Source organism: Pseudomonas sp. RtIB026, assembly GCF_016861355.2.
In the GTDB taxonomy this organism is placed as follows: Bacteria; Pseudomonadota; Gammaproteobacteria; order Pseudomonadales; family Pseudomonadaceae; genus Aquipseudomonas; species Aquipseudomonas peradeniyensis.
Genome location: NZ_AP023348.2, coordinates 5,685,227 through 5,699,179 on the forward strand (window position 1 = coordinate 5,685,227; position 13,953 = coordinate 5,699,179).

Annotated in this window: 13 protein-coding genes; 8 read left to right on the forward strand and 5 right to left on the reverse strand. The window is 66.8% G+C overall.

All coding sequences use genetic code 11. The features are described 5' to 3' along the window. Positions 1–84: 84 nt before the first annotated feature. Positions 85–945, reverse strand: a complete 861-nt coding sequence (locus tag PRtIB026_RS25510; RefSeq protein WP_203650556.1) for a LysR family transcriptional regulator — start codon at positions 943–945, stop codon at positions 85–87. 134 nt (positions 946–1,079) lie between these two features. Between PRtIB026_RS25510 and PRtIB026_RS25515 the strand changes: the two genes are divergently transcribed. The 4 genes from PRtIB026_RS25515 to PRtIB026_RS25530 are packed head-to-tail and all read left to right on the forward strand — an operon-like array spanning position 1,080 to position 5,249. Then, positions 1,080–2,129, forward strand: a complete 1,050-nt coding sequence (locus PRtIB026_RS25515; RefSeq protein WP_203650548.1) for an agmatine deiminase family protein — start codon at positions 1,080–1,082, stop codon at positions 2,127–2,129. Next, positions 2,126–3,022, forward strand: a complete 897-nt coding sequence (aguB, locus tag PRtIB026_RS25520; RefSeq protein ID WP_203650546.1) for an N-carbamoylputrescine amidase — start codon at positions 2,126–2,128, stop codon at positions 3,020–3,022. The genes PRtIB026_RS25515 and aguB overlap by 4 nt, the downstream gene beginning before the upstream one ends. A gap of 3 nt (positions 3,023–3,025) precedes the next feature. Continuing rightward, entirely contained in the window at positions 3,026–4,120 is a 1,095-nt protein-coding gene (locus tag PRtIB026_RS25525; protein ID WP_203650544.1) for an extracellular solute-binding protein, read from the forward strand. A gap of 4 nt (positions 4,121–4,124) precedes the next feature. After that, on the forward strand, positions 4,125–5,249 hold the full coding sequence (locus PRtIB026_RS25530; RefSeq protein WP_203650542.1) for an agmatine deiminase family protein: 1,125 nt from the start codon (positions 4,125–4,127) through the stop codon (positions 5,247–5,249). 134 nt (positions 5,250–5,383) lie between these two features. On the opposite strand, the gene PRtIB026_RS25535 is transcribed toward PRtIB026_RS25530, so the two are convergent. Both PRtIB026_RS25535 and PRtIB026_RS25540 read right to left on the reverse strand, forming a co-directional pair. Then, entirely contained in the window at positions 5,384–5,917 is a 534-nt protein-coding gene (locus tag PRtIB026_RS25535; protein WP_203650540.1) for a cytochrome b/b6 domain-containing protein, read from the reverse strand. Beyond that, entirely contained in the window at positions 5,914–6,183 is a 270-nt protein-coding gene (locus PRtIB026_RS25540) for a PepSY domain-containing protein (protein ID WP_203650538.1), read from the reverse strand. Before PRtIB026_RS25540 ends, PRtIB026_RS25535 begins: the two co-directional genes overlap by 4 nt. Before the next feature lie 178 nt (positions 6,184–6,361). Between PRtIB026_RS25540 and PRtIB026_RS25545 the strand changes: the two genes are divergently transcribed. Then, positions 6,362–7,540 carry an acetyl-CoA C-acetyltransferase gene (locus PRtIB026_RS25545; protein ID WP_267813246.1) on the forward strand — a complete coding sequence of 393 codons (1,179 nt, stop codon included), beginning with the start codon at positions 6,362–6,364 and terminating at the stop codon, positions 7,538–7,540. Between the two features lie 66 nt (positions 7,541–7,606). Here PRtIB026_RS25545 and rimI read toward each other — a convergent pair whose 3' ends face one another. Together rimI and PRtIB026_RS25555 are read right to left on the reverse strand one after the other, a co-directional pair. Then, positions 7,607–8,062, reverse strand: coding sequence for a ribosomal protein S18-alanine N-acetyltransferase (gene rimI / locus PRtIB026_RS25550; protein WP_203650535.1), 456 nt, complete (start codon positions 8,060–8,062; stop codon positions 7,607–7,609). Next, positions 8,059–8,850, reverse strand: coding sequence for an energy transducer TonB (locus PRtIB026_RS25555; protein ID WP_267813249.1), 792 nt, complete (start codon positions 8,848–8,850; stop codon positions 8,059–8,061). The genes rimI and PRtIB026_RS25555 overlap by 4 nt, the downstream gene beginning before the upstream one ends. A 263-nt stretch (positions 8,851–9,113) precedes the next feature. Here PRtIB026_RS25555 and mksB point away from each other — a divergent pair, with 263 nt between their 5' ends. The 3 genes from mksB to mksF are packed head-to-tail and all read left to right on the forward strand — an operon-like array spanning position 9,114 to position 13,928. Beyond that, positions 9,114–10,403 carry an Mks condensin complex protein MksB gene (gene mksB, locus PRtIB026_RS25560; protein WP_110735926.1) on the forward strand — a complete coding sequence of 430 codons (1,290 nt, stop codon included), beginning with the start codon at positions 9,114–9,116 and terminating at the stop codon, positions 10,401–10,403. Further along, positions 10,393–11,100 (forward strand): Mks condensin complex protein MksE, encoded by a 708-nt coding sequence (gene mksE, locus PRtIB026_RS25565; RefSeq protein ID WP_186712955.1) that lies wholly within the window; start codon positions 10,393–10,395, stop codon positions 11,098–11,100. Before mksB ends, mksE begins: the two co-directional genes overlap by 11 nt. Then, the gene (gene mksF, locus PRtIB026_RS25570) at positions 11,097–13,928 is read left to right on the forward strand and encodes an Mks condensin complex protein MksF (protein WP_203650533.1); all 2,832 of its coding nucleotides are present in this window, start codon (positions 11,097–11,099) and stop codon (positions 13,926–13,928) included. Before mksE ends, mksF begins: the two co-directional genes overlap by 4 nt. The last annotated feature ends 25 nt before the right edge of the window (positions 13,929–13,953 follow it).

Below are 13,953 nucleotides of genomic sequence, written 5' to 3' on the forward strand. Positions count from 1 at the left end.
GGGCCGCGAAGCGGCCCCGGCAATTTCAGCGATCTTCCGAAATCTGGGGCTGCTGCGCGGCCCTTTCGCGGCGCAAGGCCGCTCCTACAGGGACGGTGCTGGCTGCAAGGCTTCGCGCAACCATGCCAGGAACTGCCGCGCCAACGGATCCTCCTGGCTTTCCCAATGCACCAGGCAGCTCCACACCGGCCCGCGTACACGCTGTGCCGACAAGGGTCGCAAACGTCCCTCGTCGACCATCCGCTGCGCCAGCAGCTGACTGACCAGGGCAATCCCCAGCCCCTCGCCCGCCGCCTCCAGCAGCAGCCCCGGGTCGGAGAAATTCAGCCCCTTGCCCTGCTGCCCTACCTCCTCGCCGCCCTCCAGCTGCCAGTGGCTCCAGTCCATCTCGCGCTCGCCGTGCAAGGTCGTGCGCCCGGTCTCGGATAATGTCGGGTGACAAGCCGGATACAGCGTGTCCTGGTGTAGCACAGTGAAGCTGCATTCAGCCTGCGGGCCGATATCGTCGCGAATCGCCAGGTCGATGGTCTCGCTGGCCATGTCCGGCACCTCGAAGCTGGTGAACAGCCACAGGTCCACGTCCGGGTGACACCGGTGGAAATCCGCCAGGCGCGGTAACAGCCAATGCCGGGCGAAGGCCGGGGTGGTATTGACCACCAGCTGGTTGGGCTTGCGGTATTGGTCGAGACGACGAATCCCCACCGCCAGCTGCTGCAGCAAGGCCTGGGTGGTGCTGAGCAGGTCATGCCCGGCATCGGTCAGGCTGACACTGCGCCCGCTGCGATGAAACAAGGGCTGTTCCAGGTAGCTTTCCAGGCTGCGGATCTGCTGGCTGATCGCCGACTGGGTGAGGTTCAGGGCCTCGGCGGCCTTATGGAAGCTGCCCAGGCGGGCGGCGGCTTCGAAACCACGCAGGGCGTTGAGCGGGGGCCAATGCTTGAGCATGCTGATAAGCCTGACTAATCAGAAATACGCTAAATCTATCGTTTGTCGCGCCACTTTCCCAGCCATAACATGGGCAGCAACACCCGCGACGGCGGGCTTCGTTGATAACAATCCCTAATAGATCGGAGTTCACTATGACCCTGTCCCGCGACAGCGGCTGGCGCATGCCTGCCGAATGGGCCCGCCACGCCGCCACCTGGATGATCTGGCCACACAACAAGCCGCTGTGGGAGTCGGGCTGGGGCGTGACCCTGGCCGACGTGCAGCGCGACTATGCCCGCGTGGCCGCCGCCATCGCCCGCTTCGAGCCGGTGAAGATGGTGGTCGATCCTTCGGCCATGGCCATTGCCCGCGAACTGTGCGGCCCCGGCATCGAGCTGGTCGAACTGGCCGTGGACGACAGCTGGTGCCGCGACAGCGGCCCGACCTTCCTCGTCCACCCGCAACAGGGCGTGGCCGGCCTGAGCTGGCGCTTCAACGCCTGGGGCGACAAGTCCGAGCATGGCAAGGACCGCAGCCTGGCCCGGCGCATCCTCGACCACCTCGGCCTCGAAGGCCTGAGCACCCCGCTGTGCAACGAAGGCGGCGCCATCCACGTCGACGGCGAAGGCACGCTGATCACCACCGAGTCGGTGCTGCTCAATCCCAACCGCAACCCGGGCCTGAGCAAGGCCGACTTCGAGGACTGCTTCGCCCGCCTGCTGGGCATCCGCAAGACCATCTGGCTGCCGGGCGACCCGCAGTACGTCACCGGCGACATGACCGACGGCCATGTCGATGGCGTGTGCGCCTTTGCCCGCCCCGGCGTGCTGCTGGTGGACGCCACCCACGACCAGGGTTCGGTGTACGCCGAAGTGGCCCGCGAGAACCGCCGCGCCCTGGAACTGGCCACTGATGCCCAGGGCCGCTCGTTCGAGCTGCTCGACCTGTACGAGGCCACGGCGGCCGTGGACACCGAAGCCGAGGTGTTCTGCGCCTCCTACACCAACTTCTACCTGACCAACGGCGCGGTGATCATGCCGGCCTACGGCATCGACGCCGACCAGGCCGCCGCGCAGCAGCTGGCCCTGGCCTTCCCCGGCCGCGAGGTCGTGCCGGTGCGCATCGACCACATCGCCCACGGTGGCGGCGGCATCCACTGCATCACCCAGCAGCAGCCAGCGTGGCAGGGGGCGCGGCCATGAGCACCTTGCGCATCGCCACCACGCAGATGGCCTGCAGCTGGGACCTGGCCGCCAACCTCGACCGTGCCGAGCAGCTGGTGCGAGAGGCCGCCGCCCAGGGCGCCCAGGTGATCCTGCTGCAGGAACTGTTCGCCACCCCGTACTTCTGCATCGAGCAGTGCCACAGCCACCAGGCCCTGGCCCAGGACTACCACGACAGCCCGTTGCTCAAGCGCTTCGCCGCCCTGGCCAAGGAGCTGGGCGTGGTGCTGCCGCTGAGCTGGTATGAGCGCACCGGCAATGCCTTCTTCAACTCGCTGACCGTGGCCGACGCCGACGGCCGCCTGCTGGGCATCTACCGCAAGACTCACATCCCCAACGCCATCGGCTATCAGGAGAAGGAGTACTTCAGCCCCGGCGACACCGGCTTCAAGGTCTGGGACACCGCCTTCGGCCGCCTGGGCATCGGCATCTGCTGGGACCAGTGGTTCCCCGAGACCGCCCGCTGCCTGGCGCTGATGGGCGCCGAGGTGCTGCTGTTCCCCACCGCCATCGGCTCGGAGCCGGGCGCCGCCGAGTTGGATTCGCGCGACCATTGGCAGATGGCCATGCGTGGCCACGCCGCCGCCAACCTGCTGCCGGTGGTGGCCGCCAACCGGGTCGGCTACGAGGTCGCCCGTAGTGACGACAACCTGTCGATGCACTTCTACGGCTCGTCATTCATCTGCGACCACAAAGGCGCCATGCTGCAAGAAGCCGACCGCGACAGCAGAGGCGTGTGGCTGCACGACCTGGACCTGGAAGGCATGCGCGAGGACCGCCTGACCTGGGGCATCTACCGTGACCGTCGCCCCAGCATGTATGCGCCGCTGATGACCCTCGACGGCCGTACCCCACAAACCGCGAGGGCCTGAACCATGCCAAGCCGTCCATCGAAACTGCTCGCCATCGCCGCCCTGGTGGCCTGCGCCGGCGTTGCCCAGGCCGAGCAGGAAGCCCTGCGCCTGTACAACTGGGCCGACTATTTTGCCGAGGACACCCTCAAGCGCTTCACCGCCGAAACCGGCATCCCGGTGATCTACGACGTCATGGACGGCAGCGAAGTGCTCGAGGCCAAGCTGATGTCCGGGCGCAGCGGCTATGACCTGGTGTTCCCCGGCGACACCGTGGCCGAACGGCTGATGCGCGCCGGCAGCCTGCGGCCGCTGGACCGCCAGCAACTGACCGCGCTGGATGACATCGAGCCCGGTCTGCGCCAGCTGCACGAGCGCTATCCCAAGGCCAGCCAGGCCACCGTGCCCTACACCTGGGGCACCATCGGCCTGACCATGGACGCGGCGAAGATCCGCGAGCGCATGCCCGACGCCCCGCTGGACAGCCTCGATCTGCTGTTCAAACCGGAGCTGGCGGCCAAGTTCGCCGACTGCGGCATCTCGATGATCGACTCGCCCGACGAAGTGCTGGCCGTGGTCCTCCACTACCTCGGTCGCGAACCACGCAGCGCCAAACGCGAAGACCTGGCCGCCGCCAGCGAACTGCTCAAGGGCATTCGCCCCTATGTGCGCAAGCTGCAGTCACAGCCGGTCACCGAGCTGGTCAACGGCAACACCTGCCTGTCGCTGGGCTACAGCGGCGACGTGATCCAGGCACAGCGCACCGCCGAGGCCGCCGGCAAGGCCATCGACTTCCAGTACCGCGTGCCCCGCGAAGGCACCACGGTGTGGATGGACACCATGGCCATCCCCGCCGACGCCAAGCACCCGGAATACGCCTATCGTTTCATCAACTTCGTCATGCGCCCGGAGAACATGGCCGCGATCAGCAACTTCACCGGCTACCCCACCGCCAGCGCCAAGGCCCGCCCATTGGTGGACGCGCGCCTGCGTGACAACCCGGACATCTACCTCGCCGATGCCACCTACACCCGGCTGATCCCGGGCAAGGACATCCCCCAGGCCGACATGCGTGCGCGCATGCGCGTCTGGACCCGTTTCAAGACTGCACAGGACTGACCCCATGCCCACTCGCCGTACCTTCCTCCAGCAAATGAGCGTCGTCGCCGGCCTCGGCGCCGCCGCCAGCTTTGGCCTGCCGTTCGGCAGCAACAGCGCCCGCGCCAGCGAGGCCGGTCGCTGGTTCATGCCCGACGAGGGTGAACCGCACCAGCGCGCCTACATCGCCTTCGGCGCCCAGGACGCCATCTGGGAAGACTTCACCGAAGACGTCCAGGCCGCGCTCGGGCGCATCGCCCGTGCCATCGCCGCGTTCCAGCCGGTGACGGTGTTCTGCCGCGCCAGCGAGCGCGACATCGCCGAGGAGGAATGCGGCAGCCACAACATCACCTATGTCGAGACCGAGCTGGACGATATCTGGATGCGCGACATCGGCGCCAACTTCGTGGTCGACGACGATGGCGCGCTGGGCGCGGTGGACTTCAACTTCAACGGCTGGGGCGGCAAGCAGCAGCACCGCTACGACGCCAAGCTGGCAGCCCGCGTCGCCAAATTGGCCGGTGCCCAGCACCAGCGCAGCGAGCTGGTGGGCGAAGGCGGCGGTATCGAAGTGGACGGCCATGGCACCGGGATCATGACCGAGAGCAGCTGGATCAACAGCAACCGCAACCCGGGTTGGAGCAAGGCTCAGGTCGAGGCGGAGCTGAAGGAGCGGCTGGGGCTGCGCAAGATCATCTGGCTGCCGGGCATCAAGGGCAAGGACATCACCGATGCACATGTGGACTTCTACGCGCGCTTCGCGGCGCCCGGCGTGGTGGTGGCGAACCTGGACAACGATCCGGACTCGTACGATCACGAAGTGACCCTTGAGCACCTGGAAATCCTGCGCAACGCCACCGATGCCGATGGCCGCAAGTTGCAGGTGCACACGATGTCGCCACCGCTCAAGCCTCGGCGCAGCAAGTTCAGCGAGGACAATCCGGACTTCGCGGCGGGGTATATCAACTACTTCGTCATCAATGGCGCGGTGATCGCGCCGCAGTTCGGTGACCGCAGTGCCGACGAGAAGGCGCGGGCGTTGTTGGTGAAGCTGTATCCGGGGCGCAAGGTGGTGCAGTTGGATATCGATGCGATTGCGGCGGGTGGGGGCGGGATTCACTGCGTGACCAACCAGTGCCCGGCGGTGTAGGCACGATTGCCGGGGCTGCTGCGCAGCCCTTTCGCGGCACAAGGCCGCTCCTACAGAGAAAACGCTATCTCCTGTAGGAGCGGCCTTGCCGAGGCGTCGGACCGGCCGGAAAGGGCCGCAAAGCGGCCCCACTTTCACGGGTCCTCGGTAGACCTGCGCCGCCCCGTCACCATCGACCACGGCAGGTTCTCGCGCAGTCGCACGCTCTCCACCAGCGCCGCCAGCAGGTGCACGCAGACCAGCGCCAGCAGGCCATCGGCCAGCCAGCTGTGCAAGGTTTCCAGCCACTCGGCGCCCCACAACGCATCCACCTCCAGCATCATCCAGCCGGTCAGGCCCAGGCTGGCGATGCCGGTCATCATCAGCACCATCACCAGCGCGCCGATCGGCGTGTGCCCCAGGCGGTGATAACGCTCACCGCGCCACAGCGCCCGGGCATGGCCCAGCAGCCGCGCAGGCGTCGGCCAGAAGTCCGCCCAGCGCGCACTGCGCGGCCCGACGAAGCCCCACGTCAGCCGTATCACCAGGCACACGCAGGCGTAGTAACCCAGCCACTGGTGCCAGTCGTCACCGGCCTCGTTGAAGAAATAGTCGCCGAAGAACACCAGCGCGAGCGACCAGTGGCACACCCTGAGCAACGGGTCCCACAGCCGCACGCTGACGGTCACTTATGGTACTCGGTCTTGACCGCCTTGCCCGTCACCGGGTCGTGGTAGATCTCGACCTTGCGGCCGTCCTTGTCGAAACCGTAGATCTCGTAGCAGTTGCCCTTGGTGATCTGGAACTTGTTGATCTTGTAGCCCTGTTCCTTGAGCTGGGCCTGGAACTTCTCGGCATCCTGCCAGGTGCCGCGATCGGCGGTGGTGCACTCGGTCCTGGCGAACGCACCGGCGCTGGCGAGCAGCAAGGTGATGGCGATCACTGAATGGCGCATGGTCGAACCCCTTGTGGTTGGCGGGAACCAGCCAAGCTTAGCCCTGCCCGATTGAAGGCACCGACCCGCACCAATCATTCATTTGAATTTCAGATCAATGGCAAAGAAAAACAAACTTCTCAAATAAGCCCCGGGCGGGGATGCTGTCAGGATCACGCCCGCATCCCGGAGAACAACAATGAACGAAGTCGTCATCGTCGCCGCCACCCGCACTGCCATCGGCAGTTTCCAGGGGGCCCTGGCCAACGTGTCCGCCGTGGAGCTGGGCGCCGCCGTGATCCGCCAGCTGCTGGCCCAGACCCAACTGGACCCGGCCCATGTCGACGAAGTGATCCTCGGCCAGGTGCTCACCGCCGGCGCCGGCCAGAACCCCGCCCGCCAGGCCGCCGTGAAGGCCGGCCTGCCCTTCGAGGTCCCGGCGCTGACCCTGAACAAGGTCTGCGGCTCGGGCCTCAAGGCCCTGCACCTGGCCACCCAGGCCATCCGCTGCGGTGACGCCGAGGTGGTGATCGCCGGCGGCCAGGAAAGCATGAGCCTGGCGCCCTACGTGATGCCTTCGGCGCGCACCGGCCAGCGCATGGGCCACGGCCAGCTGATCGACAGCATGATCACCGACGGCCTGTGGGACGCCTTCAACGACTACCACATGGGCATCACCGCCGAGAACCTGGTGGACAAGTACGCCCTCACCCGCGAACAACAGGACGCCTTCGCCGCCGAGTCGCAGCGCAAGGCCGTGGCCGCCATCGAGGCCGGGCGTTTCAAGGACGAGATCACCCCGATCCACATCCCGCAGAAAAAAGGCGAGCCGCTGGTGTTCGACACCGATGAACAACCCCGCCCCGGCACCACCGCCGAATCCCTCGGCAAGCTGCGCGCCGCGTTCAAGAAAGACGGCAGCGTCACCGCCGGCAACGCCTCCAGCCTCAACGACGGCGCCGCCGCGGTGCTGCTGATGAGCGCCGCCAAGGCCAAGGCCCTGGGCTTGCCGGTGTTGGCGAAGATCGCCGCCTACGCCAGCGCCGGCGTGGACCCGGCGATCATGGGCATCGGCCCTGTGTCGGCGACCCAGCGCTGCCTGGAAAAGGCCGGCTGGCAATTGGCCGATCTGGATTTGATCGAGGCCAACGAAGCCTTTGCCGCCCAGGCGCTGGCGGTGGGCAAACAGCTGGAATGGGATGCGGCGAAGGTCAATGTCAACGGCGGCGCCATCGCCCTGGGCCACCCGATCGGCGCCTCGGGCTGCCGGGTGCTGGTGACCCTGCTGCACGAAATGATCAAGCGCGATGCGAAGAAGGGCTTGGCGACCCTCTGCATCGGCGGCGGTCAGGGCGTAGCCCTGGCAATCGAGCGTTAATTCTCGCCGCCTGAACCTCAGCCGTCGCCTGGCACTGGCTTGAACCGGTGCCCGCGGCGGCGCGCCTCAGTCCTCCAGCAGCGTACAGGCCATCACCAGCGCGTCTTCGCGCCCGCCCGCCACCGGATAGTAGTCTCGACGCCGGCCGATCTCGTTGAACCCATAGCGCTCGTACAGGCGATAGGCCGACTGGTTGCTGGCGCGCACTTCGAGGAAACACTCGCGGCCATTGAGCTGGTAGGCCCGCGCCATCAGGTGCTCGAGCAGGCGCAGGCCCAACCCGCTGCCCTGGTTTTCCGGCTTGACGGTGATATTGAGCAGGTGCGCCTCGTCGATGATCACGTTGATCACGCCATGGCCGACTTGCTGCTGGCCAACGAACATCAACCACACTTCATAGGACTTCAGCGCATCCAGGAAGATGCCGCGGGTCCAGGGGTGGCTGAAGGCGGCATATTCGATCTTAAGCAGGGCATCCAGATCCGCCTCGGTTGCCGGGCGGAAACTGATCGAGTCACTCATTCAAGGCTCTTCCAGCGCGCCATCAGCTGGCGCATGGCTTTCCAGACGTCCGCCTTGCGTTGCGGCTCGTCCATCAACAGTTCAAGGCCGGGCAAGGCCCAGGCGTTGCCGAGCAGGTCGACCTCGAGTTCTTGGTAGTAGGCTTCGGCATCGGCCTGGCCGGCGAAGCGGATGGCCGGCAGGCCGAGCAGCCACAGGCAGGTGCACGGCGCCTCTTCCAGGCGCGCGGCGATGAAACCCTGGACGAAGTCGCGGGCGGCGTCCGGGCCCTGGTCCATGCTGCCGCGCATCAGCAACGGCCAGCGCACCGGCTCGCCGATGATCTGCGGGGCATCCGGCAGGCCGGCGGCACGCAGCATGTCCTTGAGCAGCAGGTACGACGGATCGCGGCTCTGGAACGGCTGGCCGGTGGCCAGCTCGACCAGCAGCAGGCAACTGCCAGCGCGCAGCAACTGCAGGGCGAAGCGTGGTGGCGGTACCGGCGCCGGGCGTGGCGCGGGGGCCTCCTGCTCGGCCTCGACCGGCTTGGCGGCCGGTTTCGGCGCGCTGCCCGGGCGCGGGATTTCGATCTTCGGCCGCTCGGCACGTGCCTGAGGGGCCGCCGGGGTGGCGTTCGGCGCAGGCGCGGGAGCGGCCGGACGTACTTCGAAGTCGAGTTCCTCAACCGGCGCCACCGGCAACAGCAGCTCCGGCCGCGACGGGGCGGCGAACGGCAGTTCGGCGCGCGGCAGCCAGTGCACCACTTGCATGGCGGACAGGTAGGCGCGGCGGCGGGACTCGATCAGCAAGGCGCGGGTATCCGGGGATAGACGAAACAGTCGGGCATTCTAACGCCGTTGCCCAGGATGCGCCGCAACAGATTATCGGCCATCGCGGGGCAAGCCCGCTCCCACGCCTTAATGCAGGTGTGGGAGCGGGCTTGCCCCGCGATGGGGCCGGTAAATCCCCCCTTGAGCCTCAGGGTTGTCCCCATAACAGACCAAGGGGTGAAATCCTCCCCCCCGGATGCAGTACAATCGCCCCTTTTATTTGGCAACGAGTCGACCCGCCAATGATCGAACCCAAGCGCGTCCTGCGCGCCCTAGCCGAACACTGGGCCCTGATCGAGCCGCTGTGCGAGCGCTTCGACCAGGGCACCCTGAGCCTGGTCGAGCTGCGCCAGCAGCTGGCCCGCCAGCAGGTGGAAAGCACCCCGCAGGACATCACCCAGCTGCTCGACGTGTGGATCCGCCTGGACATCCTGGTCCCGGTGGCCAAGAGCCCGAACCGTTTCGAGCTCAACGCGCAGATCCACGATTTCCTCGCCTACCTGCGCCGCGAACACCGGCTGGGCCTGTGCCTGGAGATCGAGGCTTACCTGCGCCACCTGGAACGCCTCGCCGGGCATATCCAGGACGCCTTCGACAACCGCGACAGCGACGACCTGGCGCGCCAGCTGCGCCTGCTCGACATGCGCGTGCGCGACGTGTTGAAGAAGCTCGACAACGACGAACAGGCGCTGGTGGCCGTGGCCGAGCGGGCCAAGACCAGCAACCGCCAGATCCCCCTGCGCCAGCGCTACGCCGAAGTGCTGGCGACCTGGGACGAGTACGTCGAACCGATGATCCAGCTGGTCAACGCCGACGGCGCCTTCGAGCAGGGCGTGCGCAAGGTCGAGACCGTGCTGCTGCGCCTTTTGGGCGAGCAGGCGCGCCTGGGCCACCTGGTCGACGACGACATGCTGCTGCGCACCCATGCGCGCATCCTCGAAATGCAGACCAGCGCCCAGCTGACCCTGCGCCACGCCCGCGAACTGCTGCTGCCGCTGCGCGAAGAAGCGCGCCGGCACAACGCCGTGACCCGTGGCGCCGCCCTGGCCTTGTCGGTGATCCGCAAGAAGGGCATCGACGCCGTGCCGCAGGCCGCCATGCCGCTGTTCACCCGCCCACAGAGCACCTTCCTCGGCAGCGCCAGCCAAGTTGAAGCCTACGTCTACGCCCTGGCCCGCTTCGAGCCCAAGCCTGCGCGCTTCCCCAAGGCGCACAAGACGCAAAAGGGCCCGCTGCCCCGCGCCCCACGCACGGTCAAGGAAATGCTCGAACGCTGCGAAGACGCCCTGCCGCTGCCGGACCTGATGGTCTGGCTGCTGGAGCAGGAGCCCGAGGGCGCCACCGACGAACTGCTGTACTGGTTCTCGCGCCTGTCGCGCGAGAAGCGCTTCAGCCGCGAGCGCCTCGATCGCCAGCAATACCTCACCCGCGAACACCTGGTCAGCCTGCGCTCCTTCGCCCTGACCTCCAGCCGCGACAACAAGCCGGCGACCACGACCGAATCCACCGCGAGCCCCGTCCATGCATCTTGATCTTTCCGAACTGTCCCAGCTCGCGCCGATCTTCCGCGAGCTGTTCAAGGGCTTCCACATCAGCCGCCGCGACCCGGAGCTGTACGCCCAGCTGTCGAACTTCCAGGACCAGTACCGCACCCTGTTCAAGGCCCTGGGCTTCGAGCTGGTCTGCGACACCCGCGGCTTCTACTACTTCGTCCCCGAGCAGGCCGCCGCGCAGGTCAACAAGACCGCCCAGCGCCTGTCGCTGTTCACCTTCATCCTGGTCGAGCACCTGGCCGACCAGGGCCGCGACCCGATGGCCGTGCTCGACGGTGGCAGCATCGGCCGCGACGAACTGCCGTCGCTGCTGGACAAGTACCGCGACCTGTTCCTGCAGGCCGAAGTGCAGACCGTCGACGAGCTCGAAGAAAAGATCATGCGCCGCATGACCCAGCTGGGCTTCGCCTTCGAAGAGGGCGGCATCTACCGCTTCATGCCGCCGATGCACCGTTTCCTCGACGTGTGCCTGTCGGTCCAGCAGGACCGCGACCTGGCCGCCACCCTGCACAGCGACCTGCCGCTGCCGGTGCCCGTGCTGGTGGTGGAAGAAACCCCCGAGGAACTCAACCGCACCGACGACCCGCTCGACCTCACCCCATTTGCTGGCGAGGAAAGCGAAGAGGACGCCCTGGCCCGGGCGATCCGCGAAGAGCAACAGGAGATTGACGCATGAGCCAGGAACGCTACGGCATCCGCCGCTTCGCACTGCTCAACACCGCCGGCTACAGCCTCGGCCTGTTCCCCCTGGAACACCCGCTGTCGGTCTACGGCGCCAACAACCTGGGTAAATCGGCGTCGATCAACGCCCTGCAGTTCCCGATCCTGGCGCGCATGTCCGACATGAGTTTCGGCAAGTACAGCCTGGAACAGTCGCGGCGCTTCTACTTCGCCACCGACACCAGCTACATCCTCACCGAACTGAACCTGCCCCACGGCCCGCACGTGATCGGCGTGGTCGGCCGCGGCCCGGGCGGCGGCTTCGGCCACCAGTTCTTCGCCTACCAGGGCGAGCTGGACCTGGCCCACTACCAGAAAGACGACACCTGCCTGCGCCAGAAGGAGCTGTTCACCAACCTCGAGCGCCATGGCCTGAAAGCCTACGAGCTCAAGCCGGACGAACTGCGCCGACTGCTGGTCGGCGGCCACACCTCGGTGCCGCTGGACCTGACCCTGATCCCGCTGCGCTCGACCAGCGAGCAGAGCCTGAAGACCTTCCGCGCACTGTTCATCAACCTGCTGCACATGCGCGAGATCACCGCCGCCAAGCTAAAGCAGCTGTTCCTCGACGCCTTCGAGCACAGCCTGCGCTCCGGTAGCGTCGACTACATCGCCGCCTGCGAAGAGGCCTTCCGCGACGTGCGCCGCATGGAGGGCGACTACAACGCCCTGGTGGCCGCAGGCCCACTGGTCGAGGCCCTGGCCGGTGGCGTGGCCCAACGCGACATCCTGCGCGGCAAGCTGCACCGCATCTCGCCCTTGCTCGACAACCTGCTGGGCACCTGGCAGGAATACGCCATGGCGCGCAAGGAAGAGCTGGTGATCCAGTCCGAGCACTACCGTGGCGAGCAGGACCGCCTGCAGAACGACCAGCGCGGCGGTACCCAGGAGCTGATGCGCCTGGAGCGCGAGATTACCGGCATCCAGCGTTGGCTGGGTGAGCTGTCGGTGCTCAAGCACCGCTTCGCCCTGGTCACCGACGTCAAGGTCCTGGAGCAGCAGCTGCTGGCGGCCAAGGACGCCCACGACGAACTGGCCGGCGCCCTGGCCCAGTCGCGACAGTTCTCCGCCGAGGACCTCGACGAGCGCGTGCGCGACCTGGAAAAACGCGTCAAGGCAGTCAAGCAGCAGCTCGACCACGCCGACAACAACAGCTACGCCCGCCTGCGCGAGGAGTTCTCGCAGCAGGACGTCGACCGCCTGATGCGCCTGTTCAACGGTGCGCTGTTCAGCCTGCCGCTGGGTGACCGTGGCATCGAGCTGGACGACAGCGACGTCTGGGTGAAGACCCTCGAAGGCGTGCTCGACCGCTTCAAGGGCGAACGCTTCGAAGTGCCGGGCCTGTCCATCGACATCTCGCACATCGACCCACCCGCGCTGCAGGCCCTGGCCGACCGCGCCGCCCTGCGCGACCAGAAAGAGCGCCTGGAAAAAGAACTCAAGCAGCTCAAGACCCAGCAGGCCGTGGCCCTCGACCGCGCCGCCAGCAAGGCGCAGACCGAGGCCCTGTACCAGCAGGTGCTGGATGCGCAGAAGGCCCTGGAAGACTTCCGCCGCACCGAGACCCTGGCCGCCGAAGAGCCGGAGAAGATGGAGCAGCTGGGCCAGCTGGAAGCCGCCCAGGACGAGCTCAAGCGCTCCAGCGACGCCTTCACCGAACGCGTCCAGCAGCTGTCGGCCAAGCTGCAGCTGGTGGGCCGGCAGATCGCCGACCTCGAAGCCAAGCAGCGCACCCTGGAGGACGCCCTGCGCCGTCGCCAGCTGCTGCCGGCCGACCTGCCGTTCGGCACGCCGTTCATGGAAGCGATCGACGACTCCATGGACAACCTGCTGCCGCTGCTCAACGACTACCAGGACAGCTGGCAGGCGCTGCAGCGCGTCGACAACCAGATCGAGGCGCTGTACGCCCAGGTGCGCCTGAAGGGCGTGGCCAAGTTCGACAGCGAAGACGACATGGAGCGCCGCCTGCAGCTGCTGATCAACGCCTACTCGCACCGCACCGAGGAAGCGCTGACCCTGGCCAAGGCCCGCCGCGCCGCGGTCACCGACATCGCCCGGACCCTGCGCAACATCCGCAGCGACTACGACAGCCTCGAGCACCAGCTGGCGCTGTTCAACCGCGAGATCAACAAGCGCCAGGTGTCGAACCTGGAGAGCTTCCGCGTGGTGCTGGCACCGAACAAGGAAGCGCTCCGGCACATCGACCAGATCATCCACAGCGCCGGCCAGTACGAGGAAGGCGAAACCCTGTCGGTGTTCGACCTCACGCAAAGCGCCGAGCAGGATCACAAGAACGAAGAGGCCAAGGAGTACCTGGCGCGGCTGGTGGCGGCCAACCACAACCAGCTGGGCCTGAAGGACCTGTTCGAACTGGCCTTCGAGATCACCAAGATCAACAGCCAGCCGGTGATTCACGCCGACATCGACGGCGCTGCGTCCAACGGCACCACCATGACCATCAAGGCGCTGACCAACATGTACCTGTTGCTGCACCTGATGGACCGCGACCTGGCCGGGCGCATTCGCCTGCCGTACTACCTCGACGAGGCGGCGGACATCGACGAACGCAACCAGGCGGCGTTGCTGGAGACCAGCCAGCAGCTGGGCTTCGTGCCGATCCTGGCGAGCGTGAAGCCGCAGGTGTCGGCGCGGGTGGCGATCGACCTGGAAGGCGGCAGCGGGCCGAATGGCATCTACATCGACGAGGCGGACTGGAAGTACATCAGCCGTCGCGACGAAGTGAAGGCGATCGTGCGCGAGGATGAGGCCGAGGAACTGGCCTGATTAGGTGCATGGGGCCGCTTCGCGG